Origin of the sequence: Paenibacillus sp. FSL R10-2199 (assembly GCF_038000235.1) — a bacterium.
Taxonomy (GTDB): domain Bacteria; phylum Bacillota; class Bacilli; order Paenibacillales; family Paenibacillaceae; genus Paenibacillus_AQ; species Paenibacillus_AQ phytohabitans.
The window spans coordinates 1,674,611-1,696,764 of the sequence record NZ_JBBOBO010000001.1 but is presented as its reverse complement, the minus strand read 5'-3'; the positions used below and the strand labels follow the sequence as shown (position 1 = coordinate 1,696,764).

25 protein-coding genes and 1 other annotated feature are annotated in these 22,154 nt (G+C 50.5%); of the genes, 1 reads left to right on the top strand and 24 read right to left on the bottom strand.

The window, feature by feature from the left end; genetic code table 11:
- Positions 1 to 181: 181 nt before the first annotated feature.
- From NYE33_RS07420 to NYE33_RS07335, 18 genes are all read right to left on the bottom strand, one after another.
- Positions 182 to 778, bottom strand: coding sequence for a class I SAM-dependent methyltransferase (locus NYE33_RS07420; RefSeq protein WP_039298593.1), 597 nt, complete (start codon positions 776 to 778; stop codon positions 182 to 184).
- A gap of 133 nt (positions 779 to 911) precedes the next feature.
- On the bottom strand, positions 912 to 1,271 hold the full coding sequence (gene rplL, locus NYE33_RS07415) for a 50S ribosomal protein L7/L12 (RefSeq protein ID WP_039298590.1): 360 nt from the start codon (positions 1,269 to 1,271) through the stop codon (positions 912 to 914).
- A gap of 63 nt (positions 1,272 to 1,334) precedes the next feature.
- A complete protein-coding gene (gene rplJ / locus NYE33_RS07410) occupies positions 1,335 to 1,838 on the bottom strand; it encodes a 50S ribosomal protein L10 (protein ID WP_039298586.1) in 504 nt (167 codons plus the stop codon).
- Between the two features lie 64 nt (positions 1,839 to 1,902).
- Positions 1,903 to 2,055, bottom strand: a sequence feature (ribosomal protein L10 leader region).
- 68 nt (positions 2,056 to 2,123) lie between these two features.
- Entirely contained in the window at positions 2,124 to 2,816 is a 693-nt protein-coding gene (gene rplA / locus NYE33_RS07405; protein WP_039298583.1) for a 50S ribosomal protein L1, read from the bottom strand.
- Between the two features lie 81 nt (positions 2,817 to 2,897).
- The gene (rplK, locus tag NYE33_RS07400; protein WP_020427083.1) at positions 2,898 to 3,323 is read right to left on the bottom strand and encodes a 50S ribosomal protein L11; all 426 of its coding nucleotides are present in this window, start codon (positions 3,321 to 3,323) and stop codon (positions 2,898 to 2,900) included.
- A gap of 75 nt (positions 3,324 to 3,398) precedes the next feature.
- Positions 3,399 to 3,932: a transcription termination/antitermination protein NusG gene (gene nusG / locus NYE33_RS07395; RefSeq protein ID WP_020427084.1), complete on the bottom strand. Its 534-nt coding sequence runs from the start codon at positions 3,930 to 3,932 to the stop codon at positions 3,399 to 3,401.
- A 21-nt stretch (positions 3,933 to 3,953) separates the two neighbouring features.
- On the bottom strand, positions 3,954 to 4,145 hold the full coding sequence (gene secE, locus NYE33_RS07390; RefSeq protein WP_020427085.1) for a preprotein translocase subunit SecE: 192 nt from the start codon (positions 4,143 to 4,145) through the stop codon (positions 3,954 to 3,956).
- 20 nt (positions 4,146 to 4,165) lie between these two features.
- Positions 4,166 to 4,315, bottom strand: coding sequence for a 50S ribosomal protein L33 (rpmG, locus tag NYE33_RS07385; protein WP_074086515.1), 150 nt, complete (start codon positions 4,313 to 4,315; stop codon positions 4,166 to 4,168).
- Positions 4,316 to 4,680: 365 nt separating this feature from the next.
- Positions 4,681 to 5,325 (bottom strand): RNA polymerase sporulation sigma factor SigH, encoded by a 645-nt coding sequence (sigH, locus tag NYE33_RS07380; protein ID WP_020427086.1) that lies wholly within the window; start codon positions 5,323 to 5,325, stop codon positions 4,681 to 4,683.
- A 138-nt stretch (positions 5,326 to 5,463) separates the two neighbouring features.
- A complete protein-coding gene (locus tag NYE33_RS07375; protein WP_039298569.1) occupies positions 5,464 to 5,985 on the bottom strand; it encodes an NYN domain-containing protein in 522 nt (173 codons plus the stop codon).
- A gap of 2 nt (positions 5,986 to 5,987) precedes the next feature.
- Entirely contained in the window at positions 5,988 to 6,749 is a 762-nt protein-coding gene (gene rlmB / locus NYE33_RS07370; protein WP_042140140.1) for a 23S rRNA (guanosine(2251)-2'-O)-methyltransferase RlmB, read from the bottom strand.
- 60 nt (positions 6,750 to 6,809) lie between these two features.
- Positions 6,810 to 7,247 (bottom strand): Mini-ribonuclease 3, encoded by a 438-nt coding sequence (locus NYE33_RS07365; protein ID WP_039298565.1) that lies wholly within the window; start codon positions 7,245 to 7,247, stop codon positions 6,810 to 6,812.
- Positions 7,244 to 8,650: a cysteine--tRNA ligase gene (gene cysS, locus NYE33_RS07360; RefSeq protein WP_341065310.1), complete on the bottom strand. Its 1,407-nt coding sequence runs from the start codon at positions 8,648 to 8,650 to the stop codon at positions 7,244 to 7,246. The genes NYE33_RS07365 and cysS overlap by 4 nt, the downstream gene beginning before the upstream one ends.
- A 52-nt stretch (positions 8,651 to 8,702) precedes the next feature.
- On the bottom strand, positions 8,703 to 9,395 hold the full coding sequence (cysE, locus tag NYE33_RS07355) for a serine O-acetyltransferase (RefSeq protein ID WP_039298562.1): 693 nt from the start codon (positions 9,393 to 9,395) through the stop codon (positions 8,703 to 8,705).
- Positions 9,396 to 9,914: 519 nt separating this feature from the next.
- The gene (gene gltX, locus NYE33_RS07350) at positions 9,915 to 11,378 is read right to left on the bottom strand and encodes a glutamate--tRNA ligase (protein ID WP_341065307.1); all 1,464 of its coding nucleotides are present in this window, start codon (positions 11,376 to 11,378) and stop codon (positions 9,915 to 9,917) included.
- A 55-nt stretch (positions 11,379 to 11,433) separates the two neighbouring features.
- Entirely contained in the window at positions 11,434 to 11,922 is a 489-nt protein-coding gene (gene ispF / locus NYE33_RS07345) for a 2-C-methyl-D-erythritol 2,4-cyclodiphosphate synthase (RefSeq protein WP_042140144.1), read from the bottom strand.
- Positions 11,919 to 12,617, bottom strand: coding sequence for a 2-C-methyl-D-erythritol 4-phosphate cytidylyltransferase (ispD, locus tag NYE33_RS07340; protein ID WP_039298554.1), 699 nt, complete (start codon positions 12,615 to 12,617; stop codon positions 11,919 to 11,921). Before ispD ends, ispF begins: the two co-directional genes overlap by 4 nt.
- Positions 12,618 to 12,711: 94 nt before the next feature.
- On the bottom strand, positions 12,712 to 13,800 hold the full coding sequence (locus NYE33_RS07335; protein ID WP_042140145.1) for a PIN/TRAM domain-containing protein: 1,089 nt from the start codon (positions 13,798 to 13,800) through the stop codon (positions 12,712 to 12,714).
- Positions 13,801 to 14,011: 211 nt separating this feature from the next.
- Between NYE33_RS07335 and NYE33_RS07330 the strand changes: the two genes are divergently transcribed.
- Positions 14,012 to 14,407, top strand: a complete 396-nt coding sequence (locus NYE33_RS07330; RefSeq protein WP_039298549.1) for a hypothetical protein — start codon at positions 14,012 to 14,014, stop codon at positions 14,405 to 14,407.
- 119 nt (positions 14,408 to 14,526) lie between these two features.
- On the opposite strand, the gene pssA is transcribed toward NYE33_RS07330, so the two are convergent.
- The 6 genes from pssA to NYE33_RS07300 all read right to left on the bottom strand — a co-directional run bounded on the left by pssA (position 14,527) and on the right by NYE33_RS07300 (position 22,148).
- Positions 14,527 to 15,267 carry a CDP-diacylglycerol--serine O-phosphatidyltransferase gene (gene pssA, locus NYE33_RS07325; RefSeq protein ID WP_039298546.1) on the bottom strand — a complete coding sequence of 247 codons (741 nt, stop codon included), beginning with the start codon at positions 15,265 to 15,267 and terminating at the stop codon, positions 14,527 to 14,529.
- 65 nt (positions 15,268 to 15,332) lie between these two features.
- Complete coding sequence (gene disA, locus NYE33_RS07320; RefSeq protein WP_039298543.1) at positions 15,333 to 16,409, bottom strand: DNA integrity scanning diadenylate cyclase DisA; 1,077 nt, start codon at positions 16,407 to 16,409, stop codon at positions 15,333 to 15,335.
- Between the two features lie 13 nt (positions 16,410 to 16,422).
- Positions 16,423 to 17,790, bottom strand: a complete 1,368-nt coding sequence (radA, locus tag NYE33_RS07315; protein WP_039298540.1) for a DNA repair protein RadA — start codon at positions 17,788 to 17,790, stop codon at positions 16,423 to 16,425.
- A gap of 225 nt (positions 17,791 to 18,015) precedes the next feature.
- Positions 18,016 to 20,493, bottom strand: a complete 2,478-nt coding sequence (gene clpC, locus NYE33_RS07310; RefSeq protein WP_042240021.1) for an ATP-dependent protease ATP-binding subunit ClpC — start codon at positions 20,491 to 20,493, stop codon at positions 18,016 to 18,018.
- 36 nt (positions 20,494 to 20,529) lie between these two features.
- Positions 20,530 to 21,594 (bottom strand): protein arginine kinase, encoded by a 1,065-nt coding sequence (locus NYE33_RS07305; RefSeq protein ID WP_039298534.1) that lies wholly within the window; start codon positions 21,592 to 21,594, stop codon positions 20,530 to 20,532.
- A 29-nt stretch (positions 21,595 to 21,623) separates the two neighbouring features.
- On the bottom strand, positions 21,624 to 22,148 hold the full coding sequence (locus NYE33_RS07300; RefSeq protein WP_042217942.1) for a UvrB/UvrC motif-containing protein: 525 nt from the start codon (positions 22,146 to 22,148) through the stop codon (positions 21,624 to 21,626).
- Positions 22,149 to 22,154 lie beyond the last annotated feature (6 nt).

Sequence of the window (22,154 nt, the reverse complement as noted above, 5' to 3'; positions counted from 1 at the left end):
TCGCCGTGACAGGAACATAGAGAACGGAATTCGCAAAAACCTGCCGTACGGCATGCGCTTACCGGGCGACAATATATCACTTGACATTTCAGCAAACTAAAGACATGGAGCCTAGCTTAATACTGACATTTTATAATAATAACACTATCAACATTGCATGTCAATAAGTATTAATATTTTTTTACTTCTTCGCTCTGATAATGCGATAACCCTTGTCTTTCCCCACTTCTTCCACATCCGAGAACAAGCTTTCTAGCTTGGCGGCGGCCGATGGTGCGCCCTGCTTCTTCTGGATGACTATCCACAGACTTCCACCCTCATTCAAATGCGCATGTGCCTGCTCAAAAATCTCATGTACTACAGCCTTGCCTGCACGAATCGGCGGATTGGTAAGAATCACATCGAATGTACGCCCCTTCACCGCAGACAGTACATCACTTTCCATAACCGTAACATTGCGGATTCCGTTATGCTGCGCATTCTCGCGGGCAAGCTCTACAGCACGGCTGTTGATATCAATCATCGTCACATGTCCCTTGGGAGTGAGGAGTGCTGCACTAATCCCCATAGGGCCGTAACCACAGCCAACATCCAGCACCTCTGCCCCATCCGGAATTTCCATTGCTTCGATCAGAACTCGGCTGCCATGATCAATATCCCCTTTGGAAAAAACACCGGCGTCGCTTGTAAAGCGGAGGCTTTTGCCTCTCAGTACCGTATCGATGCTGCGTCTGTCATGACGTGCTTCCGGCTGCTGCGAGTAATAATGCTGCGACATACAATCCTCCCTTTCACTTGGCTCTAATATACAAAGCATATCTTATAGAGCAACCCCCTTGAACAAGTTCAAGGGGGTTGCAAGAACCGGAAAGAATCACTTCATATCCGGGGCAGTACCTACTTAAATCAAATTATTTTACTTCTACAGAAGCGCCTGCTTCTTCCAATTTTGCTTTAGTAGCTTCTGCTTCTTCTTTGCTTACTTTTTCTTTGATTGCTTTTGGAGCGTTGTCTACAACGTCTTTAGCTTCTTTCAAGCCAAGACCTGTGATTTCGCGAACGATTTTGATAACGTTGATTTTGGAAGCGCCAGCGCCTGTCAAAATTACGTCGAATTCGGATTGTTCTTCTTCAACAGCTGCTACTGCGCCGCCAGCTGCTACTGGAGCTGCTGCAGTTACGCCGAATTCTTCTTCGATTGCTTTAACCAGATCGTTCAGTTCCAATACGCTCATGCCTTTAATTTCTTCCAAGATTGTTTCTTTGCTCATGATTGAACCTCCATTATATTTGAATTGGTTTGTGGTATTGATTATGAAGCTAGAAGCAAAGGCTTACGCGCTTTGTTCTTCTTTTTCAGCAACAGCTTTAACTGCAAGCGCGAAGTTGCGGATTGGAGCTTGAAGCACGCTAAGCAGCATGGACAGCAAACCATCGCGGGATGGAAGCTCAGCCAGTGCTTTCAGTTGGTCAGCGTCGATAACGCGACCTTCTACAACGCCGCCTTTAAGTTTCAGAGCGTCGTTCTTCTTAGCGAAGTCGTTCAAAATTTTGGCTGCTACTACCGCATCAGTTTCACTGAAAGCGATCGCTGTAGGACCAGTCAGGACAGCGTCCAGATCAGTCAACTCAGCCGCTGCAGTTGCACGGCGAAGCAATGTGTTCTTCAGGACTTGAAAATCAACGCCAGCTTCACGAAGCTGCTTACGCAGTTCAGTCACTTGCGAAACGTTCAATCCGCGGTAGTCCGCAACAACAGTAGAGATACTGTTCTGCAGTTTGCCAGTTACAACATCAACCGCATCCTGTTTAGCTTGGATTACTTTTGCATTTGCCAATTGTATACACCTCCTGAAAATTTATGTGACGGCGATTCTTCCGGAGAATCCGCGTCGTTCCTACGCAGGCATTAGAAAAGCCTCCGCAGATTCACGAAGGCTTGATAAAACGGAAAGCAGTCAGGCGAGCCTGTTACTTTTTGTTTCTATCACAACACCTCGGTAGGAAATTAAGCCCTACGGCACCTACTGTCTACGGTAAGCATATTCGAATTCAAGATTGATCACCTTAATGTTCACAACTGTTATAGATTATCAAAGATGACTCAAAGAGTCAACCCTTAATTATCTGAAAGCAGCTGCGTTCACGCGAGCGCTAGGTCCCATTGTGGACGAAATAGCGATGCCTTTAAGGTATACACCTTTAGCAGCAGCCGGTTTCGCACGGTTCAGAGCGTCGATGAGAGATTTAAGGTTCTCGTTCAGTTGTTCAGCGTTGAAAGACACTTTGCCGATTGGCGCGTGAATTTGACCCGCTTTGTCAAGACGATATTCGATTTTACCGGCTTTGATTTCTTGAACAGCCTTGGTAACGTCGAAAGTAACTGTACCTGCTTTAGGGTTAGGCATGAGGCCTTTACCACCGAGCAGACGACCCAGTTTACCGACTTCACTCATCATATCAGGTGTAGCTACGCAGACGTCGAATTCAAACCAGCCCTGTTGAATTTTGTTGATCATATCAGCATCACCAACAAAATCCGCGCCAGCAGCTTCCGCTTCTTTCGCTTTTTCACCTTTTGCAAATACAAGCACGCGTTGAGTTTTGCCTGTGCCGTGAGGCAGGACAACAACACCACGAACAGCTTGGTCTTGTTTACGCGGGTCTACACCCAGACGAACTGCTGCTTCAACGGTTTCGTCGAATTTAGCAGTTGCTGCCTTTTTCACAAGCTCTACAGCTTCTGAAGGCTCGTAAGTTGCTTCGCTGTTGATCAGCTTAGCAGATTCTTGGTATTTCTTACCATGTTTAGCCATGAAAATGTTCCTCCTTTGTGGTGTTAGCGGAAATTCCTCCCACATATTGCGGTCATGAATGACCGGTTCATCGAATACATATTAGTCTTCGATTGTGATACCCATACTGCGGGCAGTACCTTCAACCATACGCATTGCAGCTTCGATAGATGCAGCGTTCAGATCGGGCATTTTTGTTTCAGCAATTTCACGAACCGCTGCGCGGCCGAGTTTTGCTACTTTTTTCTTGTTTGGTTCACCGGATCCTTTTTCTACTTTTGCAGCGATGCGAAGCAGAACAGCAGCCGGAGGAGTTTTAGTGATGAAGGTAAAGGAACGGTCTTCAAATACTGTAATTTCAACCGGGATGATCAGGCCAGCCTGGTCGGCAGTACGAGCGTTGAATTCCTTACAGAATGCCATGATGTTGACACCTGCTTGACCTAACGCCGGACCTACTGGAGGCGCTGGATTCGCTTTCCCTGCAGGAATCTGCAGTTTCACCATTTTAATAACTTTTTTAGCCATGAGTGACACCTCCTTGCGTAAATAGTGGTATTCGAATGCTAAGCAGCATTCTCCCACAAGAAACCCTTGCGCTTGTTATATCTTCTCCACTTGAGTGAAATCCAACTCGAGCGGGGTTTCCCGTCCAAACATGTTGACATGTACCTTGATCTTGCTTTTGTCTGCCAAAATCTCTTCCACGGAGCCCACAAAATTCGCAAACGGACCGACCATAATACGTACGGATTCCTTAATTTCGAAATCAATCTTCGCTTTAGGTTCAACCATGCCCATATGCTTCAGAATTTGTTCAACCTCTTCAGGGAGCAGAGCGGTAGGCTTGGAGCCCGAACCAGTTGAACCGACAAATCCGGTAACGCCCGGCGTATTGCGGACTACATACCAGGAATCATCAGTCTGAACCATTTCGACCAAAACGTAACCAGGGTAAACTTTGCGCATGACAGTTTTTTTCTTGCCATCCTTGTTTACCAGTTCTTCTTCCATAGGAACAAGAACGCGGAATATTTTGTCTTCCATGCCCATGGACTCAACGCGTTTTTCCAAATTGGCCTTGACCTTATTCTCATACCCGGAATAGGTATGAACGACATACCATCTTTTTTCCATATCAAGCCACCTGGGACCTCTCTAAATAATCGCTTCAATCACAGCGGAAATACCGATGTCCAGAACCCAGAAGTAAAGAGCGATAACTACAATTGTACCGAGAACGATCAATGTATAGTTTTTCAGTTCCTTACGGCTAGGCCAGCGAACCTTTTTGAGTTCACTCCAGCTCTCAGTGAAAAAGGAAAACAAAGACTTGAAACTACGTTTCACGCCGACTACACCTCCAAAGACTATCTGGTTTCGCGATGAGGAGTTTGCTCGTTACAAAACTTGCAAAATTTCTTCATCTCCAAGCGGTCGGGGTGATTTCGCTTGTTTTTGGTTGTTGCATAGTTTCTTTGTTTGCAACTTGTACAAGCTAAAGTGATAATTACCCGCATGATATGCACCTCCCGAAGACGTACTTCTAACCGTTAAATTAGAAGACGCAAATATTGATTCAAAAAAAAGCCGCGAATTTAGGCCTACCTAAAACACTTTAGCATAATATCATTGCCCGTGTCAACGAAAGAATTCCCCCATCGCACTGGGTTTTTCCGGGTGGTGTAGCCTGGTGCCGTACATAATCTTTGGTCTTGAGTATTCCTTCATCACTCGCTGTCTTCACTACCATTATGGATCATTCCGCCATGGTATAAACCTGCAGCCTACTGTTGTCTGAACAAATTACACTTCCATCACGCCGAAATCTTGCGGGACACTAAAAAAAGACTCGAGTCCCGAGCCTTTCTAGTTCATTATATCATTAATTGTCACGCACTTCCAGATATCTTTCCAACTTACGTTTCACTCGCTGCAGAGCATTGTCAATAGACTTCACATGCCGTTTCAAGTCCTCAGCAATTTCCTGATAGGACCGTCCATCCAGATAGAGCATCAGAACCTTGCGTTCCAGATCACTAAGGATCTCCGCCATCTTATCTTCCAGTCCGATGAACTCCTCCTGGTTGATAATCAGTTCTTCAGGATCAAGCACCTGCGTTCCGCAAATCACATCCATCAGCGTCCGGTCGGAATCCTCATCATAGATGGGTTTGTCGAGCGAGACATATGAGTTCAGCGGAATATGCTTCTGGCGGGTCGCCGTCTTAATGGCAGTTATAATCTGTCGGGTGATGCACAGCTCGGCAAACGCCTTGAACGAGGAAAGCTTGTCCCCCTTGAAGTCACGAATTGCCTTATATAAGCCAATCATGCCTTCCTGTACAATATCTTCACGATCTGCCCCGATCAAAAAATAGGAACGAGCCTTGGCACGTACGAAATTACGGTACTTGTTGATTAAATGTTCCAATGCGCCACTGTCGCCACCACGGAAGATCTCGACAATTTCTTCATCACTTATGAAATCATACTCGGATAGCATTAATTCCTTGAGGTCGACACTCACCAAGAATCCCCCCGGCTGCAACGCAAGACACATCGTTACTTCGCAAAATATAGGATCAGTATATATTATGTTACCTTACAACGTCAACCGAAGATTGTCCAAAAACAATCTTCTATAACATATTATGGCATTTCTTAATTACTGCCTGCGCCAGTCTTCAAGACGTTTCCGCGTTTCCGGAGGCAGCTTGTCTTCCAGGGAGTGACGGGTGCTGCTTACACTTCCCGGTTCAATAGCCTTTTTAACCTGTTTATGATTCTCTTCAATCTCCAGTCTCAGTTCTCTTGCCGAGATCCGGAGCGCCCCTTGTGCAAAAACAACATGCTGCTCCACAAAATCGCTGGTCGCCACAGAAATCTGTCTGCGGCGGTGAGTGAATTCTCCCACCAGCCGCTCAATGCATTCATCTGCCGTTTCCTTTTCCTTAGTGAAGAAGACCTGGACTTTCCCCTGTACAAACGACCGTCCAAGTCCCGGCACACGGTATGCATCGAATACGGCTATGACGCGCAGCCCGGAGAATGCCTGATAATCGGCCAGCATATCGAGCAGCCGGTCGCGTGCCCCCTGCATGCCGGTCTGCGACAGCGCCGCAAGTTCCGGCCAGCCGCCGATCATGTTGTATCCGTCCACGAGCAGTATATCGCGCCAGTCTGCCATAGTTATCCCTGTTCTTGCCGGCGGCGGAGCACCTCGTACATAATTACACCGGCTGCTACGGAAGCATTAAGAGAGTTGATTCTTCCCGCCATCGGCAGCTTCAGCAGCACATCGCATTTTTCACGGATCAGGCGGCCCATTCCTTTATTCTCATTGCCGATAACCACTGCTACCGGTCCGGTAAAAATATCAGATCCGAAGAGATTCTGATCCGTATCCACATCGGTTCCAACCACCCACACCCCTAGTTCCTTCAGGCGGTCTATCGTCTGGCCCAGATTGGTTACGCGTGCAACAGGCACATATTCCACTGCACCGGCAGAGGTTTTGGATACTGTTGCTGTAATCTGCGCCGAACGCCGTTTCGGTACAATGACACCATGCACACCGGTGCAGTCGGCAGTACGCAAGATAGATCCCAGGTTATGAGGGTCCTCAATTTCATCCAGCAAAAGAAGAAAAGGCGGTTCCCCTTTGGCTTCAGCAGCCGCAAGAATATCAGCAACCTCGGTGTAGGCAAACGGTGCCGCCTGCGCTACCACCCCTTGATGCTGAACTCCCGGTGCAAGCTGATCCAGCTTCCGCTTATCTACATGCTGAATTACAATGCCTGCTTTGCGGGCTTCAGCGACGATAGGTGCCGTTAAGTGCTTTTGTGCAGTTTCGGCGATCCATATTTTGTTCAGTGTCCGGCCGGCACGAAGCGCTTCAAGGACTGAATGCTTGCCCGCCAGTATTTCCTCTTCCGTTCTCAATTCTTCCATGTTCATGTCTCCTGTTCTAAGTACCCATATATAACTATAAACTCCGCGGCCTGTTTAAACTCACTTGGTCCGGTTCAACATGTATTCGATGCTGCTGTGAACAAGCTCCTGGATTCTCGCCTGCTGTCCTGTATAATACAAATGCCCGATCAGGCATTCAAAAGCAGTCGCGTGGCGGTATTCCAGCACATCCGCGTTTTTGGGAATCGTGCCGGACTTGGCATTGCGCCCTCGTCTTACCACATCCTTCTCTTCCTCCGTAAGCACCGGCTCAAGGTAGGCAAGAATCGTGCTCTGGGCTTTGGCCGAGACCAGTCCCGTTGCCGAGCGGTGCAGATGATTCGGACGCAGATTGGGCAGCGAAATCAGATACTGCCGCACAGCCACTTCATAAATGGCATCTCCTGCATACGCCAGAACAATTGGCGAGAGCAAACGGGCCGGCTTGGACGGTTCATACGGGAACCATGCGCTGTTCAGATCAAACTGCCCGCTCATTTACGCCGCCACCGCATTCCCTGTGGAGTGTCTTCCAGCAGGATGCCCAGAGCATTCAGCTCATCGCGGATTTCATCGGACCGGCTCCAGTTCTTATTCTTGCGCGCTTCAGCGCGTTCAGCAATTAGACGCTCAACCTCTTCACTGGCGACCTCTTCATCCGCCTCCGGACTAAGGCGCAGTACTGAATTCATCTCGGCAAAAGCCTTCAGCAGTGCTGCAAAGTCTGCGGAATGAGCGTCATTATCAGCAAGCGTCAAATTGGCCAGGCTTACCCAGTCAAACAGAGCGGTAATCGCATCCGGCGTATTGAAATCATCCTGCATTCTGGCGTGGAAATTGCCAACAATAGCTGCCAGGCGTTCCACAATCTGTGGACTTGCCCCTCCGTCTGCCCCGTCCGTATCCAGTTCAAGGCGATGCTTCACATTACCTGCTGCCGTAGTGATGCGCTCCACGCTTTTTTCAGCAGACAGCAGTGCTTCCTCCGAGAAGTTCAGCTGATTGCGGTAATGGCTTGAAAGCATGAAATAACGGATAGTCCCCGCTTTGAAGCGTGCACGAATATCCTTCACAAGCAGACCGTTTCCAAGTGATTTCGACATTTTCTCATCACCAATGTTCAAAAATGCGTTGTGCATCCAATACTTCGACAGCGGCTCACCCGTCAGTACTTCTGTTTGCGCGCATTCGCACTCATGGTGCGGGAACTTCAAATCCTCACCGCCGCCATGGATGTCGATCGTTGTACCCAAATATTCGCGGACCATTGCCGAGCACTCAATATGCCAGCCCGGACGCCCCTCTCCCCATGGACTGGACCAGTGTACCTCACCCGGCTTGGCTGCCTTCCAGAGCACAAAATCCTCCTGGTTCTCCTTGCGTGAATCCACCTCGACACGGATACCGAAGCGCAGCTCCTCCAGATTCTGGCCTGACAGCTTGCCATAATTGGCAAACTTGCCGGTCCGGTAGTACACATCTCCGCCGTTCTCGTAAGCATATCCCTTCTCCTCAAGCTCCTTAATGAACTCAATGATCTTGTCCATGCTCTCTGTAACGCGCGGATTCATTGTTGCCGGCTTTACACCAAGTCCGGCCAGATCCTCCTGATAGGCGGAGATGAACATTTCTGCAACCTCAGCTACAGTAATGTTCATTTCTTCCGCTTTGCGGATCATTTTATCATCCACATCGGTAAAGTTCGTCAGATAGCGGACTTCATTGCCGAGCGCCTCCAGGTAGTTGCGGACCATATCAAAAACGATAACCGGTCTGGCATTACCGATATGCATATAACCGTAGACGGTTGGACCGCATACATACATTTTTACTTTGCCAGGCTCCTGCGGTACGAATTCTTCCTTGCTCCGTGTCATTGTGTTATAAATCTGTACAGCCATTCTGTTCCCAATCCTTTCTGTTCCCCCTGGATTCTCTTGAATCTCCATATGGTTATATTTCATAATCGCCGATATACTGCTGGCTCTCCAGCCGCCGCTGTTCCTTCTTCTGCTTGTCTTCAGACCCCATCTGCTCGCGCAGCTCTTCGATTTCCTTCTGCAGGAAACGCAGGGAATCAATCAGCGGATCCGGCATCTGGGTATGATCCAGCCGGTCGGACACGCGTTCCCCGTTGCGCTTAACCACGCGTCCGGGATTTCCAACAACGGTGCTGTTGCTGGGCACTTCGCGCAGAACCACTGAATTGGAGCCGATATTGCAATTATCGCCGATTCTAAACGATCCCAGTACTTTGGCACCGGAGCCAATGACAACATTGTTGCCGACGGTAGGATGGCGTTTGCCCTTTTCTTTCCCTGTCCCTCCAAGTGTGACCCCCTGATAGATAATGACATCGTCACCAATCTCACAGGTTTCACCAATGACTATACCCATTCCATGGTCGATGAACAACCGGCTGCCGACAACCGCACCCGGATGAATTTCCACTCCGGTCATAAATCTGCTCATCTGCGATACGATGCGTGCCAGTGTAAACCAGCGGCGTTTATAAAAAGAGTGGGCAATCCGGTGTGCCCAGATCGCATGAAGCCCGGCGTAGGTGAAGACAACCTCGAACTTGCTGCGGGCAGCGGGATCGTTGTCGAATACTGCCCGAATGTCCGACTTGATATGCTTAAACATCACGGTTCCCCTCTTCTTTGACTTCCCCACCTCCTGTTTACAGGTGCGCAAAGGAAGATAGTGTCTTCAGCCCACTTGCTCTATTCATCTGTATGCTGTGAGCATTCAATCGGTATCCTTATATTTCAACAAAAAACGCCCCTGCAGCATTATGCTGCAGAGACGTTTAACCGTGGTCCCACTCTGCTTGAACATACGCACAATCAGACTGCCGTTAACTTCGCGGCAGGTGCATGCGGTGTTCCTCTTGGCGTCTGTAACGGCAACGTCCCCGGCACAGTCTACTGTCCCCTGACAGACAGGGACGCTCAACCGTGCAGCTCACAGGTGCATGTTCAGCGGCAGACAAATGAATAACTCCCAGCCTGCAAGGGACATCTCCCTCAGCGGTTATTCTCTCTGGCAATTGCCCGTATACGCGTACTTTTCCTGATCACAGCTATTATTAGTTATTATATTCTTCTATCTTAGCGAAAAGCCACAGGGCTGACAAGGGGCTCTACCCTCATATCCCCCGGTTTATGCGCCTTTGATCTGCGATTTCAGACGTTCGATGACCCGGTCCCGGCCAAGCAGCGCGATGGTCGCATTCAAATCACGGCCATGCATCTGACCGGTTAGAGCGACACGGATCGGCATAAACAGCGCCTTGCCTTTGTGTCCGGTTTCCTTCTGGACTTCTTTGATCAGCACAGCCATATTGGCAGCGCTGAAATCCTCAGCAGCTTCCACTTTAGCGAGAAAAGCGGAGAGCACTTCAGGAACCTGGGCTTCGGCAAGTACTTGTGCCGCTTCCGTCTCCAGTTCCAGATGGCTGCGGAAGAAGAGCTCGGAGAGCCCCACAATATCCGAAGCGGAGTTCATCTGTTCCTGATACAGCGCAACCAGGCTTTCCGCCCAGATCTGCTGCTCATCACTCAGAACCTCCGGCAGACGTCCCGCCTTCTGCAGATGGGGAATAGCAAGTGCCGCGATCCGCTTAGGATCGGCATGCTTGATATAGTGATTATTGAGATGTGCCAGCTTGTTCGTATCGAATACAGCCGGGCTCTTCGACAGACGGTCGGCAGTGAAGATAGAGATCAGCTGTTCCTTGCTGAAAATCTCCTCCTCACCCTCCGGCGACCAGCCGAGTAATGTGATGAAGTTGAAGAGCGCTTCCGGCAGATAGCCAAGCTGGTCATACTGCTCGATAAACTGAATGATCGATTCATTCCGTTTGCTCAGCTTCTTGTGGTCATCGCCGACAATCAGTGTCATGTGGCCGAACAGCGGCGCTTCCCAGCCAAGAGCTTCATAGATCATGAGCTGACGCGGCGTGTTGGAGATATGGTCTTCCCCGCGCAGCACATGGGAGATGGCCATCAAATGGTCATCTACAGCTACAGCGAAGTTATAGGTTGGAATACCATCCTTCTTCACGATGACAAAGTCGCCCATTTCTTTGGTGTTGAACGAAATGCTGCCTTTAACAATATCATTGAAGGTATAAGTACGGTCTTCCGGAACCAGGAAACGGATGCTGGCAATACGGCCTTCCGCCTCATAGGCAAGGCGCTGCTCTTCCGTCAGATTACGGTGTCTGCCGGAATAACGCGGGGTTTCGCCGCGTGCGGTCTGCTCTTCACGCTCTGCTTCCAGCTCCTCTTCTGTACAATAACAGCGGTAAGCAAGGCCGCGGTCCAGCAGATCCTGCCAGTAGACACGGTACAGATCCAGACGTTCTGTCTGGCGGTAAGGGCCATATCCGCCGCCTACATCTACGCTCTCATCCCAGTCCATTCCCAGCCATTTCAAATATTTCAACTGGCTTTCTTCACCTTCTGCGATATTACGCTTAAGGTCTGTATCTTCGATCCGGATAATGAATTTGCCGCCCAGATTGCGGGCGAACAGGTAGTTAAACAACGCCGTTCTGGCATTTCCGATATGTAAATGTCCCGTAGGGCTCGGTGCGTAACGCACCCGGACTTGATCCGTCATGGGTTTCCCTCCGCTTCATATTGGTTAAAATTAGGCTGTTGTTACTTCAGCCATCTCAAGATGATATCACATCTTGGAGCAGACAGACAATAGATTGTGCGGCAATTCCTTCTCCGCGTCCGGCGAAGCCGAGCTGCTCGGTAGTTGTCGCTTTTACATTGACCTTTGAGAGGTCCGCATCCAGTGCACGGGCAATAACCTCGGTCATTTGCGGAATATAAGGCGCCATTTTGGGTTTCTGGGCAATGATGGTCGAATCTATATTTCCCAGCCGGTATCCCCGGTCACGGGCAAGCGCCCATACATGCTCCAGCAGCTTCAGGCTGTCTGCATCCTTGAAGGCAGGATCGGTATCTGGAAAATGTCTGCCGATATCCCCAAGTCCAAGCGCCCCAAGTATAGCATCGCTTACTGCATGCAGGAGCACATCCGCGTCAGAGTGTCCCAGTAACCCCTTCTCATAGGGAATAGTCACTCCCCCAATAATACACGGCCTTCCTTCCACCAGCTGATGCACGTCAAATCCTTGTCCTACAGCGATCATCTCTGTTCCTCTCCCCTGCTTCTTTCTGTGAATTCAGCGAAATCCAGGTCTTCCGGTGTCGTAATCTTAATATTCCTGTAGCTTCCTTCTACTACAGAAACGGTAATTCCGCTGCGTTCCGCCAGACTGGAGTCATCTGTACCGAGGAAGCCGTCACGTTCTGCCTCGTCATAGGCTGACAACAGTTCGGACAGACGAAAAGTCTGCGGGGTCTGAATCGCCCACAGACTTCGCCGGTCCGGCGTAGACAGCACATTGCCTTCGCCATCCACCTGCTTGATCGTATCCTTAACCGGAACTGCAAGCACAGAGGCTCCGGCAGATCTGGCCCGTTCATAACAAGCTTCAATCTCACTGCCCTGTACGAAAGGCCGGACACCATCATGTACCATTACCCAGGTGGTCGTAAGTTCTCCCAGTCCCCGGCGTACCGAGTGCTGGCGTTCAGCCCCTCCCGGAATAACAACAGACACTTTGTCCAGCTTGTAGGCCTGTACCCATTGCCGGCAGCGCTGCACATCCTCTTCACCGGTGACAAGCACGATTTCAGAGATGAGTTCATGCTTCTGGAATACCTCCAGGGTATGCACGATAATCGGTTTGCCCTGAAGCAGCAGATATTGTTTGCTCTCTGCCGTTCCCATTCGTGTCCCTCTGCCTGCCGCCACTATAACGGCGCCTACACTGTTTGACATTCTTTCGGCTCCTGTCTTTCACGTATATCCCCATCATAACGTGTTTGGACGGCATTTCCAAGCCTATAAGACCGCTCCAGGGGCTGATTTACCCTTATTGCGCTTTTTCCAGCAGCTTCGGTTTGGCAAAAATCATCCGGCCTGCGGAAGTCTGTAGCACACTGGTAACCAGGACCTCCATCGTAGTGCCGATATAATCACGGCCGCCTTCCACGACAATCATGGTGCCGTCGTCAAGATAAGCCACGCCTTGTCCATGTTCTTTGCCGTCTTTGATCACCTGCACAATAATTTCCTCACCAGGCAGAACCACCGGCTTCACCGCGTTGGCCAGATCGTTAATATTCAGCACCGATACGCCCTGGAGCTCGCAAACCTTGTTGAGATTGAAGTCATTGGTGACAACCTTGCCATGCAGCACCTTAGCCAGCTTGACCAGCTTGCTGTCCACTTCGGAAATCTCCTCGAAATCACCTTCGTAGATCAGCACTTTGACATCCAGCTCTTTCTGAATCTTGTTTAGGATATCAAGCCCTCTGCGCCCGCGGTTGCGCTTCAGCAGATCTGACGAATCCGCGATATGCTGAAGCTCCTCAAGAACAAACTCGGGAATAACGATGGTTCCTTCAATGAAACCCGTTTTGCAGATATCGGCAATCCGGCCATCGATAATAACGCTCGTATCAAGAATCTTATGCTCCTCAGGTCCCCGTCCCTCCGGTTCAGCAGAACGTCCCCAGCGTCCGGTAGTCCATAGCGAAGCCAGCTCTTCCTTCTTCTCCAGCCCGATCCGCAGGCCCATATAACCCAGAGCCAGGGTTGCTGCCACCTGCAGCAGCTCTCCGGCCTTGCCCAGCCAGGCCATGACTGGATACAGCAGCAGTGACAGCAGCAGACCTCCTGTAAGCCCTGCAGCGCCTGCAGCGAGTTCGCTCATCGGTATACGCGAACAATACTGAACCGCCTCCTGCAGTTTTGTACTCGCCCAATCCGCGCATAACGTCCCCGCAATCAAAAAAATAATGGCACCCAGCACCGCAAACAAAATGCTTCCTTCCACAGGCAAGCTATCACCCAGTTTCCCCATGCCCTTCGGGAACCCTCTTTCTGCCGCATGATATAGCGAATAACCGGACCAGGCTCCACATAACCCGGCAAGCGTCAAAATAATCTTTTTCCACATAACCAGCACCTCCTTCTATTCATCCAAAAATCATCTATACCTCACCAGTATGTTCCAATTTTCAGGACGATAATCCGGGGGGCCGTTATTTTTTCTGAATCCATTAATTCCCTGGTCTGCAAAGCCTGCCGTAAACTTCTATTCCTTGTTGAAAACAGGGGAGACCCTGGCATATAATGAACTCAATTACGAACCCAGGGGTGAATGGAAAATGAGCGCACCAAGTTTACAGGCTTTCCAGGATCAAGTTTCCGAACTGCTGCTCCGTCACCGCAGTCTTCTGGATGTAATGTCCAAGAACGGACAGAGCAGTGCATCCGTCAACCGAGCTGTCGTCAAATCCATTACTGAATGCGGCTGCATTCAGCTGCACGCAACTAAGCAGGTCTTCGAACCGGCTTTGGGACTTGAACAAGCCAAAGAGCTTGCCGGAACCCACCTTGAAGGTGAACTGTGTGAGAACTGCCGGGAAGTCATTGCCTCAGAACTGGGCCGCGAGCTGTTCTATATGTCTGCACTTTGCAATTTGCTCGATATTAATATGGACGAGGTTGTGTCAAAGGAATCTCAAAAATGCGCTACACTCGGATTATTTAACTTGTCCTAGGGCAGCCCGCGCTCTCCTTCATCCGTTACAAATACAGAAAAGGCTGTGCCTTCTCCTGAGTCAGGGAGGGCACAGCCTTTTCTGTATAGATTAAAAAAGTAATAATTACGTAGTTAGGACTATCCGTTCTTGGAGTGATACACCTTATCTTCCGCATGTCTCTTCCTGCGGCGGCGTTGACGACGGGCTGTCAAGAGGCCCAGACTCTGCCTGAACCCGTATAGGGCATATAACGCAAGCAAAGCAAAGATCAGCTTGGCAATCTGTTCAGGGAAAACAACGGCTACCGCTACGGCGATCACAATTACTACAGGTGCACCTATAACTGCCTTTTTGGGGAAGCCGATCTTCTTGAAGTTAGGGTACTTCACCGTGCTAACCATCAGGTAAGACAGCAGCAGGGTAGCGACAATCATAAACGGTGCAGATACATCTTTATGAAAAAGTGCCAGCGTGGCCAGAACGCCACCTGCAGCAGGAATCGGCAATCCTACAAAATATCCCGGAATCCCCGGGCGGACATTAAACCGGGCCAGACGCAAAGCCCCAAACACCGGGAAAATCGCTGTAATAGTCCATCCTAGTGCAGAGTTCAAATCCTGCAGGCTTGTGAGATACATGATCAGCGCTGGTGCCACACCGAAAGAAACTACATCGGATAAGGAATCCAGCTCCTTGCCGAACTCACTCTCACACTTCAGCGCGCGCGCAACACGGCCATCGAGCCCGTCGAGCAGCATAGCGATAATCACCATGATAGCGGCCATGCTCAGCTTACCGTCAAACGCCATCATGATACCAAACATTCCAAGCATCAGATTACCGATGGTAAAAAGACTCGGAATTGATTTTTGTATCATTTCTTCACCTCAATTTTCCTACTTTGAACTTCATGGGTTCCCAATATTACGTGATTGTATGTTATTTACATTTGCCTGTCAATAAGAACTTGTTTCTGGAGCCGCTTCAGTCCGTCCTGAATATTACGTGCGCGAACCTCGCCAATGCCGTCTACCTCATCAAGTTCAGCAATGCTCGCCGTCATCAGATTAGGCAGCATTTCAAAGCGTTCCACCAGATTGTGGATGATCACATTCGGCAGCCGCGGAATTTTGTTGAGCAGACGGTAACCGCGCGGAGTTACGGCTTCCTCGGATGCAATAGCCGTGGAGGAATAGCCCAGCAAGCGGGCAATATGATTGTCATCCATCAATTCATCGTCACTGCTTCGCTTCAGCCCGGCGATAATTTCGCGGATTTTGTCCTCCTGCTCCTCTCTTGCATAGTCTCTGTACAGAAGCCAGGCTTCTTCCTCTGTATTTCCGACCAGTTCTTCCATCTGCATGCTGATCAGCCGGCCTTCATTGCCGAGTTCGTTAATATAACGCTTAATTTCCATTTTGATCCGCAATACCATTTCTACCCGCTGGATCACGCCGACTACCTCAGCCACCGTCACAAGCCCCTCATATTCGGCAGCAGAAAGGTTAGTCAACCCCTGTGTCAGCACGGCTTTATACTTTTCTAAGGTCTGAATCGCCTGATTGGCTTTGGCCAGAATCGCTCCGATCTCCTTCAGCGCATAGCGGATAGAGCCTTGATACAGGGTGATTATATTCCGCCGCTGGGAAATGGAAACAACCAGTTTGCCGGTCTGTTTAGCCACCCGTTCAGCGGTCCGGTGACGGATGCCTGTCTCGATGGATGAAATAGAGGAATCGGGGATCAGCTGGGTGTTGGCATACAGAATCCGCTTCAGATCCTCACTCAGGATGATCGCTCCGTCCATTTTGGCCAGCTCGTATAAATAATTGGGTGAAAAATCGCAGTTAATGGAGAAACCGCCATCGACAACTTCCATCACTTCCGGACTGTATCCGACAACAATAAGTGCCCCGGTCTTCGCGCGCAGCACATTCTCCAGCCCCTCCCGGAAAGGTGTTCCGGGTGCGGCCATTCTAAGCAGATCATTCATATTATCTAATGGATTGTATTCTTTCATGTCCCTGTGCCCCCTAATCTAACGCGACCGCTAGTGCATCTGCTACGGTGCTGACGCCTATAATCTGGATATCCTGCGGATGCTTCCAGCCTTTCATGCTTTTCTCAGGCATAATTACCCGCCGGAAGCCGAGCTTAGCGGCCTCCTTCACCCGCATCTCTGCGCGTGACACCCCTCTCACCTCGCCGGTAAGTCCTACCTCCCCAAAAAACACATCATACGGCTTGGTCGGAATATCCCGGAAGCTGGAAGCAATACTGATGGCGACAGCCAGATCCACCGCCGGCTCATCCAGCTTAACACCTCCGGCAACATTGAGGTAAGCATCCTGATTCTGCAGGAACATGCCCATCCGTTTCTCCAGGACAGCAATGATCAGCGCCATTCTCTGATGATCCATACCTGTGCACATTCTGCGGGGCGAAGGGAAATGGGTTGCTGCAACCAGCGCCTGTAATTCGACAAGCACCGGTCTTGTGCCTTCCATGCTGGCTACAACCGCGGAACCGGCCACTCCGAGCGGCCGTTCAGAAAGAAACAGCTCGGAAGGGTTCTCCACCTCGGTAAGGCCAACCTCACCCATCTCGAAAATACCGATTTCATTGGTTGAGCCAAAGCGGTTCTTCACCGCACGCAGCAACCGGTACGTATGATGACGTTCCCCTTCGAAATAGAGCACACAGTCCACCATATGCTCCAGCATCCGTGGACCGGCAATTGCGCCTTCTTTCGTTACATGTCCTACAAGTACCGTTGCGATTCCACGGATTTTGGCAATCCGCATAAATCTTGTCGTACATTCCCGCACCTGTGTTACACTGCCTGGCGCACTGGTCACTTCAGGCATAAATACGGTCTGGATCGAGTCGATGACCAGAAACTGCGGCTTAATCTGCTCGATTGCTTCTTCAATGCTCTCCATGTTCGTCTCACACAGAACATACAGTTCCGCCGACAACGCCCCGAGGCGGTCAGCCCGAAGCTTGGTCTGGCGTACCGATTCTTCCCCGGAGATATACAGAACACGGAGCCCCTGGGTTGTAAGGGCGTGAGATGTCTGCAGCAGCAGTGTGGACTTCCCGATTCCGGGGTCGCCACCGACCAGTACCAGCGAGCCGGGTACGATACCGCCGCCAAGCACACGGTTAAGCTCTCCGATGCCTGTCAGGATACGCGGCTCTTTGTCACTTTCTATATTTATGATCGATTGCGCCTTTTCTTTACTCTGAAAAATAGGTGCATTCATGCCTTGGGTTTTGACTACGCTTTCCGTTTCTTCCACCATTGAGTTCCATTCCTGGCAGCCCGGGCATTTCCCGAACCATTTCGGTGATTCGTAACCACATTCGGTGCAGAAAAATTTTGTTTTTGGTTTGGCCATGTGCGCTCCTTACGGTCCGAACTTGCTAAAATTGCGGATAATTTTCTCTTAATCAAAGTTTACCATTTCTGCACACTGAACGAAAGGTCACTTAAGATCTACTTTTCGTTTGCGTCCTCCTTAACCTGCCTGATTCAGGGCAGAATTATTAATCATTCCGGACATATAAAAGCTCCCGCCCCTCTATACGGAGGAGCGGGAGCTTTGTTTCATATTGCTGGAAAATTATTCAGTTTCGACTTCCTTCTCTTCCTTCTCCAGGGAGAGCTCGGCCGGCACTTCCACTTTGGTTACCACAAGCTCACCGTTCACCTCATCAATGTTGAGGGAGTCACCTTTCTTGATGTTGCCCTTAAGCAGCTCTTCGGAAAGGCGGTCTTCGATGTGCTTCTGAATCGCCCGGCGGAGCGGGCGGGCACCGAAGGCCGGGTCATAGCCCTCTTTGGCCAGGAACGCCTTGGCGCCGTCGGTAAGCAGGAAGTCTACATCATATTCACGCAGACGCTTGCGCAGCTCCTCGGACATCAGGGTAACGATCTCGGCGATATGCTTCTCATCCAGAGAGTGGAAGACAATAATCTCGTCGATCCGGTTCAGGAACTCAGGGCGGAAGCTCTTCTTCAGCTCTTCCATTACCTTGCCCTTCATATTGCCGTAATCGGCACCGGCATCCTGTACCGCGGTGAAGCCCAGAGTCGAATTCTTACGGATTGCTTGTGCGCCTACGTTAGAGGTCAGGATAATTAAGGTATTGCGGAAATCGACTACACGGCCTTTGGAGTCGGTCAGACGGCCGTCTTCCAGTACCTGCAGCAGAATATTGAATACTTCAGGGTGAGCCTTCTCAATCTCATCCAGCAGGACCACGGAATACGGTTTGCGGCGTACCTTCTCAGTCAGCTGTCCGCCTTCTTCATATCCTACATAGCCTGGAGGCGCCCCGACCAGACGGGATGTAGAATGCTTCTCCATGTACTCCGACATATCGATACGGATTACCGCATTCTCGTCACCGAACATGGCTTCGGCAAGTGCCCGTGCCAGCTCGGTTTTACCGACCCCGGTTGGACCGAGGAAGATGAAGGAGCCCATTGGACGTTTCGGATCCTTCAGACCCGCACGCGCCCGGCGGAGTGCCCGGCTGACAGCCTTAACGGCTTCATCCTGCCCGATTACACGTTCATGCAGCAAAGACTCCATATTCAGCAAACGGTCTGTCTCTTCTTCCTTCAGCTTGCTGACCGGAATTCCGGTCCAGCTGGCAACCACCTGTGCGATATCCTCAGGTGTAACCTGGGAGTCCGTACGGCCCTGCTTCTCTTTCCACTGGTTCTTCGTTGTGTCCAGCTCTTCACGGATCTTCTGCTCGGTATCGCGCAGCGCTGCAGCCTTCTCGAATTCCTGGCTTTGTACAGCGGAATCCTTCTCCTTGCGGATATCATCCAGACGCATTTCGAGTTCCTTCAGATTCGGCGGGATCGTGTAAGAGTTAAGTCTTACCTTGGAGCCTGCTTCATCAATCAGGTCAATCGCCTTGTCCGGCAGGAACCGGTCAGGGATATAGCGGTCAGACAGCTTCACAGCTTCCACAATAGCTTCATCCGTAATCTTCACCCGGTGATGGGCTTCATAACGGTCCCGAAGACCGAACAGGATCTGTACAGCTTCTGCAGGAGAAGGCTGATCCACCGTAATCGGCTGGAAGCGGCGTTCAAGTGCTGCGTCTTTCTCAATGTATTTACGGTATTCGTCAAGCGTTGTGGCACCGATGCACTGCAGTTCACCACGGGCCAGAGCGGGCTTCAGGATATTGGAGGCATCAATTGCACCTTCCGCACCACCGGCTCCGATCAGCGTATGCAGCTCATCGATGAAGAGCACGATATTGCCTGCCTGGCGAATCTCATCCATGATTTTTTTGAGGCGGTCCTCGAACTCACCGCGGTATTTCGTACCGGCAACTACAGAACCCATATCCAGGGTCATTACGCGTTTGTCGCGCAAGGTTTCCGGAATTTCATTGTTGATGATCTTTTGGGCCAGGCCTTCAGCAATTGCTGTCTTACCCACCCCTGGCTCACCGATCAGTACCGGATTATTCTTGGTACGGCGGCTGAGCACCTGAATGACACGTTCAATTTCCTTGCTACGGCCGATAACAGGGTCGAGGTTGCCGTCCTTGGCATAGGCAGTCAAGTCACGGGCCAGACCATCCAGCGTTGGTGTGCTGACATTAACCGGAGCACCGCTATGGCTTGAAGTGGCTTCACTGCTGCCCAGAAGCTGCAGCACCTGCTGGCGGGCTTTATTCAGGCTGATACCGAGATTATTCAGCACGCGGGCAGCTACGCCCTCTCCTTCACGGATGAGTCCGAGCAGGATATGCTCTGTGCCCACGTACGTATGTCCAAGCTTGCGGGCTTCATCCATAGACAGCTCGATAACTTTTTTGGCACGAGGAGTATAAGCGATGTTGGTCGGTTGTTCCTGACCTCTGCCAATCAGCGTTTCCACTTCATCCTGAATCTTCTCAAGACCCAGACCGAGTCCGATCAGTGCCTTGGCGGCAATGCCGTCACCTTCACGAATCAGTCCGAGCAAAATATGTTCTGTCCCAATGTTGTTGTGTCCCAAACGTACGGCTTCTTCCTGCGCCAGCGCCAGCACCTTTTGTGCGCGTTCCGTAAATCTTCCAAACATCATATCTCCTGCACCTCCACGGATAATATATATCTATAATTAATGTTGTGATCCCAGTGTTTCCCGTAGCAGCTTCGCCCGGTACATATCGCGTTCGGTGGACGAAAGCTCGTCGCCGAACAGCTTTTGCAGAAAACCCGGCTGAGTCTTGACATTCAGCTCATTAAGCACTGAAATCGAAGGCCCTTCCAGTATCCCCAAATCTACACCAAGCCTTAGATCGGAGAGCCGCTGTGCTGACTCTTTAAGCTCCATCACAGCCGCGTAGGCTAGAATCCCATATGAACGTTTGATGCGGTCGGTAATCCGCAGGGCGGAATCCACAAGCAAGCGCTCACGTGCGTTCCGCTCATGCTCTATAATCTGGGTGACTACGCTGTGGAGATTCTCAATAATCTCATTCTCGGTCTGACCGAGCGTAATCTGGTTGGAAATCTGAAAGATATTCCCTACTGCTTCGCTGCCTTCACCATAAATTCCTCTAACGGTAAGACCGACCTGATTAACAGCGGATAGAATCCGGTTAATCTGATGGGTCATAACCAATGCCGGCAGATGAACCATTACCGAGGCTCTGAGCCCGGTTCCCACATTGGTGGGACAACTGGTCAGGTATCCTCTGCGGTCATCAAAAGCGTAATTGACAGCAGCCTCAAAGATATCATCGATGGCTGTTGCCCTTACCCAGGCCTCTCTCACCTGCAGACCCGGAAACAGGCATTGAATGCGGAGATGATCCTCCTCGTTGATCATAATGCTGACTGACTCGTCCTCATTAAGAATGACTGCTCCGCCTTTGGAATCATCAGCCAGATTAGGACTGATCAGATGCTTCTCCACCAGTACTTTTTTATCCAGCTCATCGAGCTCATCCAGCCTCAGCAGCTGAAAGTTGCCGAAATCCGCAGAGGCTTCTCCCTGAAATACAGGAGCAAGCTGCTCCAGCACCTCTTCCGACTGCTGCGCAGACGCCAATAGCGGGAAAGGAAGGTGCTCCAGATTACGGGCGATACGCATGCGGCTGCTGATAACAATCTCGGAATGACTCCCGCCGCAGCGCATCCAGTCACTAAGTGCTTGTTCGGTAAACCGGAGACTTGACATGTGGAATCCCCTCCTATATATCAAAGACTTTACTCTTGTGGCATTTCTTTTTCAAGTTTGCGGATTCTGTCCCTCAGCTCGGCTGCAGTTTCAAACTCCTCCTGCATAATGCTCTGCTGTAATTCCTGCTTCAGCTCATCAATTTGGCGTTTACACATGATCTGTGCACCCGCCCGCTTGGGAAGCTTACCCACATGGGCTGTACTTCCGTGTACCCGTCTGAAGAGCGGGTCCAGCGTGCTGTCAAAATATTTGTAGCAGGAGCTGCAGCCGAACCGTCCAAGCTTGCTGAACTGTGAATAGGTCATACCGCAGTTCTCACAATGCAGCCCCTGCACAGTCTGTGCGGCCTCTGACTTGCCCTTGCCTGCGCTCTCCAGATCAAGCAGTCCGGAAAGCAAGCTGTGTATGGAGAATCCTCCGGCAGTACCGGGGATGAGCTCCCCCTTTTCCCGCGCACAGCTTTCACAAATATGAAATTCTGTCTTCTCTCCGTTCACGATCTTCGTGAAATGGAGTGTAGCCGGTTTGACCCCGCATTCCTGGCATAGCATGAGCGG

What these genes read in the sequence shown, in the direction of transcription:
- NYE33_RS07420 (WP_039298593.1), bottom strand. Translation starts at nt 778, where the DNA reads ATGTCGCAGCATTATTACTCGCAGCAGCCGGAAGCACGTCATGACAGA.
- rplL (WP_039298590.1), bottom strand. Translation starts at nt 1,271, where the DNA reads ATGAGCAAAGAAACAATCTTGGAAGAAATTAAAGGCATGAGCGTATTG.
- rplA (WP_039298583.1), bottom strand. Translation starts at nt 2,816, where the DNA reads ATGGCTAAACATGGTAAGAAATACCAAGAATCTGCTAAGCTGATCAAC.
- rplK (WP_020427083.1), bottom strand. Translation starts at nt 3,323, where the DNA reads ATGGCTAAAAAAGTTATTAAAATGGTGAAACTGCAGATTCCTGCAGGG.
- nusG (WP_020427084.1), bottom strand. Translation starts at nt 3,932, where the DNA reads ATGGAAAAAAGATGGTATGTCGTTCATACCTATTCCGGGTATGAGAAT.
- rpmG (WP_074086515.1), bottom strand. Translation starts at nt 4,315, where the DNA reads ATGCGGGTAATTATCACTTTAGCTTGTACAAGTTGCAAACAAAGAAAC.
- NYE33_RS07375 (WP_039298569.1), bottom strand. Translation starts at nt 5,985, where the DNA reads ATGGCAGACTGGCGCGATATACTGCTCGTGGACGGATACAACATGATC.
- rlmB (WP_042140140.1), bottom strand. Translation starts at nt 6,749, where the DNA reads ATGGAAGAATTGAGAACGGAAGAGGAAATACTGGCGGGCAAGCATTCA.
- NYE33_RS07365 (WP_039298565.1), bottom strand. Translation starts at nt 7,247, where the DNA reads ATGAGCGGGCAGTTTGATCTGAACAGCGCATGGTTCCCGTATGAACCG.
- cysS (WP_341065310.1), bottom strand. Translation starts at nt 8,650, where the DNA reads ATGGCTGTACAGATTTATAACACAATGACACGGAGCAAGGAAGAATTC.
- cysE (WP_039298562.1), bottom strand. Translation starts at nt 9,395, where the DNA reads ATGTTTAAGCATATCAAGTCGGACATTCGGGCAGTATTCGACAACGAT.
- gltX (WP_341065307.1), bottom strand. Translation starts at nt 11,378, where the DNA reads ATGACGGATCAAGTCCGGGTGCGTTACGCACCGAGCCCTACGGGACAT.
- ispF (WP_042140144.1), bottom strand. Translation starts at nt 11,922, where the DNA reads ATGATCGCTGTAGGACAAGGATTTGACGTGCATCAGCTGGTGGAAGGA.
- ispD (WP_039298554.1), bottom strand. Translation starts at nt 12,617, where the DNA reads ATGTCAAACAGTGTAGGCGCCGTTATAGTGGCGGCAGGCAGAGGGACA.
- NYE33_RS07335 (WP_042140145.1), bottom strand. Translation starts at nt 13,800, where the DNA reads ATGTGGAAAAAGATTATTTTGACGCTTGCCGGGTTATGTGGAGCCTGG.
- NYE33_RS07330 (WP_039298549.1), top strand. Translation starts at nt 14,012, where the DNA reads ATGAGCGCACCAAGTTTACAGGCTTTCCAGGATCAAGTTTCCGAACTG.
- pssA (WP_039298546.1), bottom strand. Translation starts at nt 15,267, where the DNA reads ATGATACAAAAATCAATTCCGAGTCTTTTTACCATCGGTAATCTGATG.
- disA (WP_039298543.1), bottom strand. Translation starts at nt 16,409, where the DNA reads ATGAAAGAATACAATCCATTAGATAATATGAATGATCTGCTTAGAATG.
- radA (WP_039298540.1), bottom strand. Translation starts at nt 17,790, where the DNA reads ATGGCCAAACCAAAAACAAAATTTTTCTGCACCGAATGTGGTTACGAA.
- clpC (WP_042240021.1), bottom strand. Translation starts at nt 20,493, where the DNA reads ATGATGTTTGGAAGATTTACGGAACGCGCACAAAAGGTGCTGGCGCTG.
- NYE33_RS07305 (WP_039298534.1), bottom strand. Translation starts at nt 21,594, where the DNA reads ATGTCAAGTCTCCGGTTTACCGAACAAGCACTTAGTGACTGGATGCGC.
- NYE33_RS07300 (WP_042217942.1), bottom strand. Translation starts at nt 22,148, where the DNA reads ATGCTATGCCAGGAATGCGGGGTCAAACCGGCTACACTCCATTTCACG.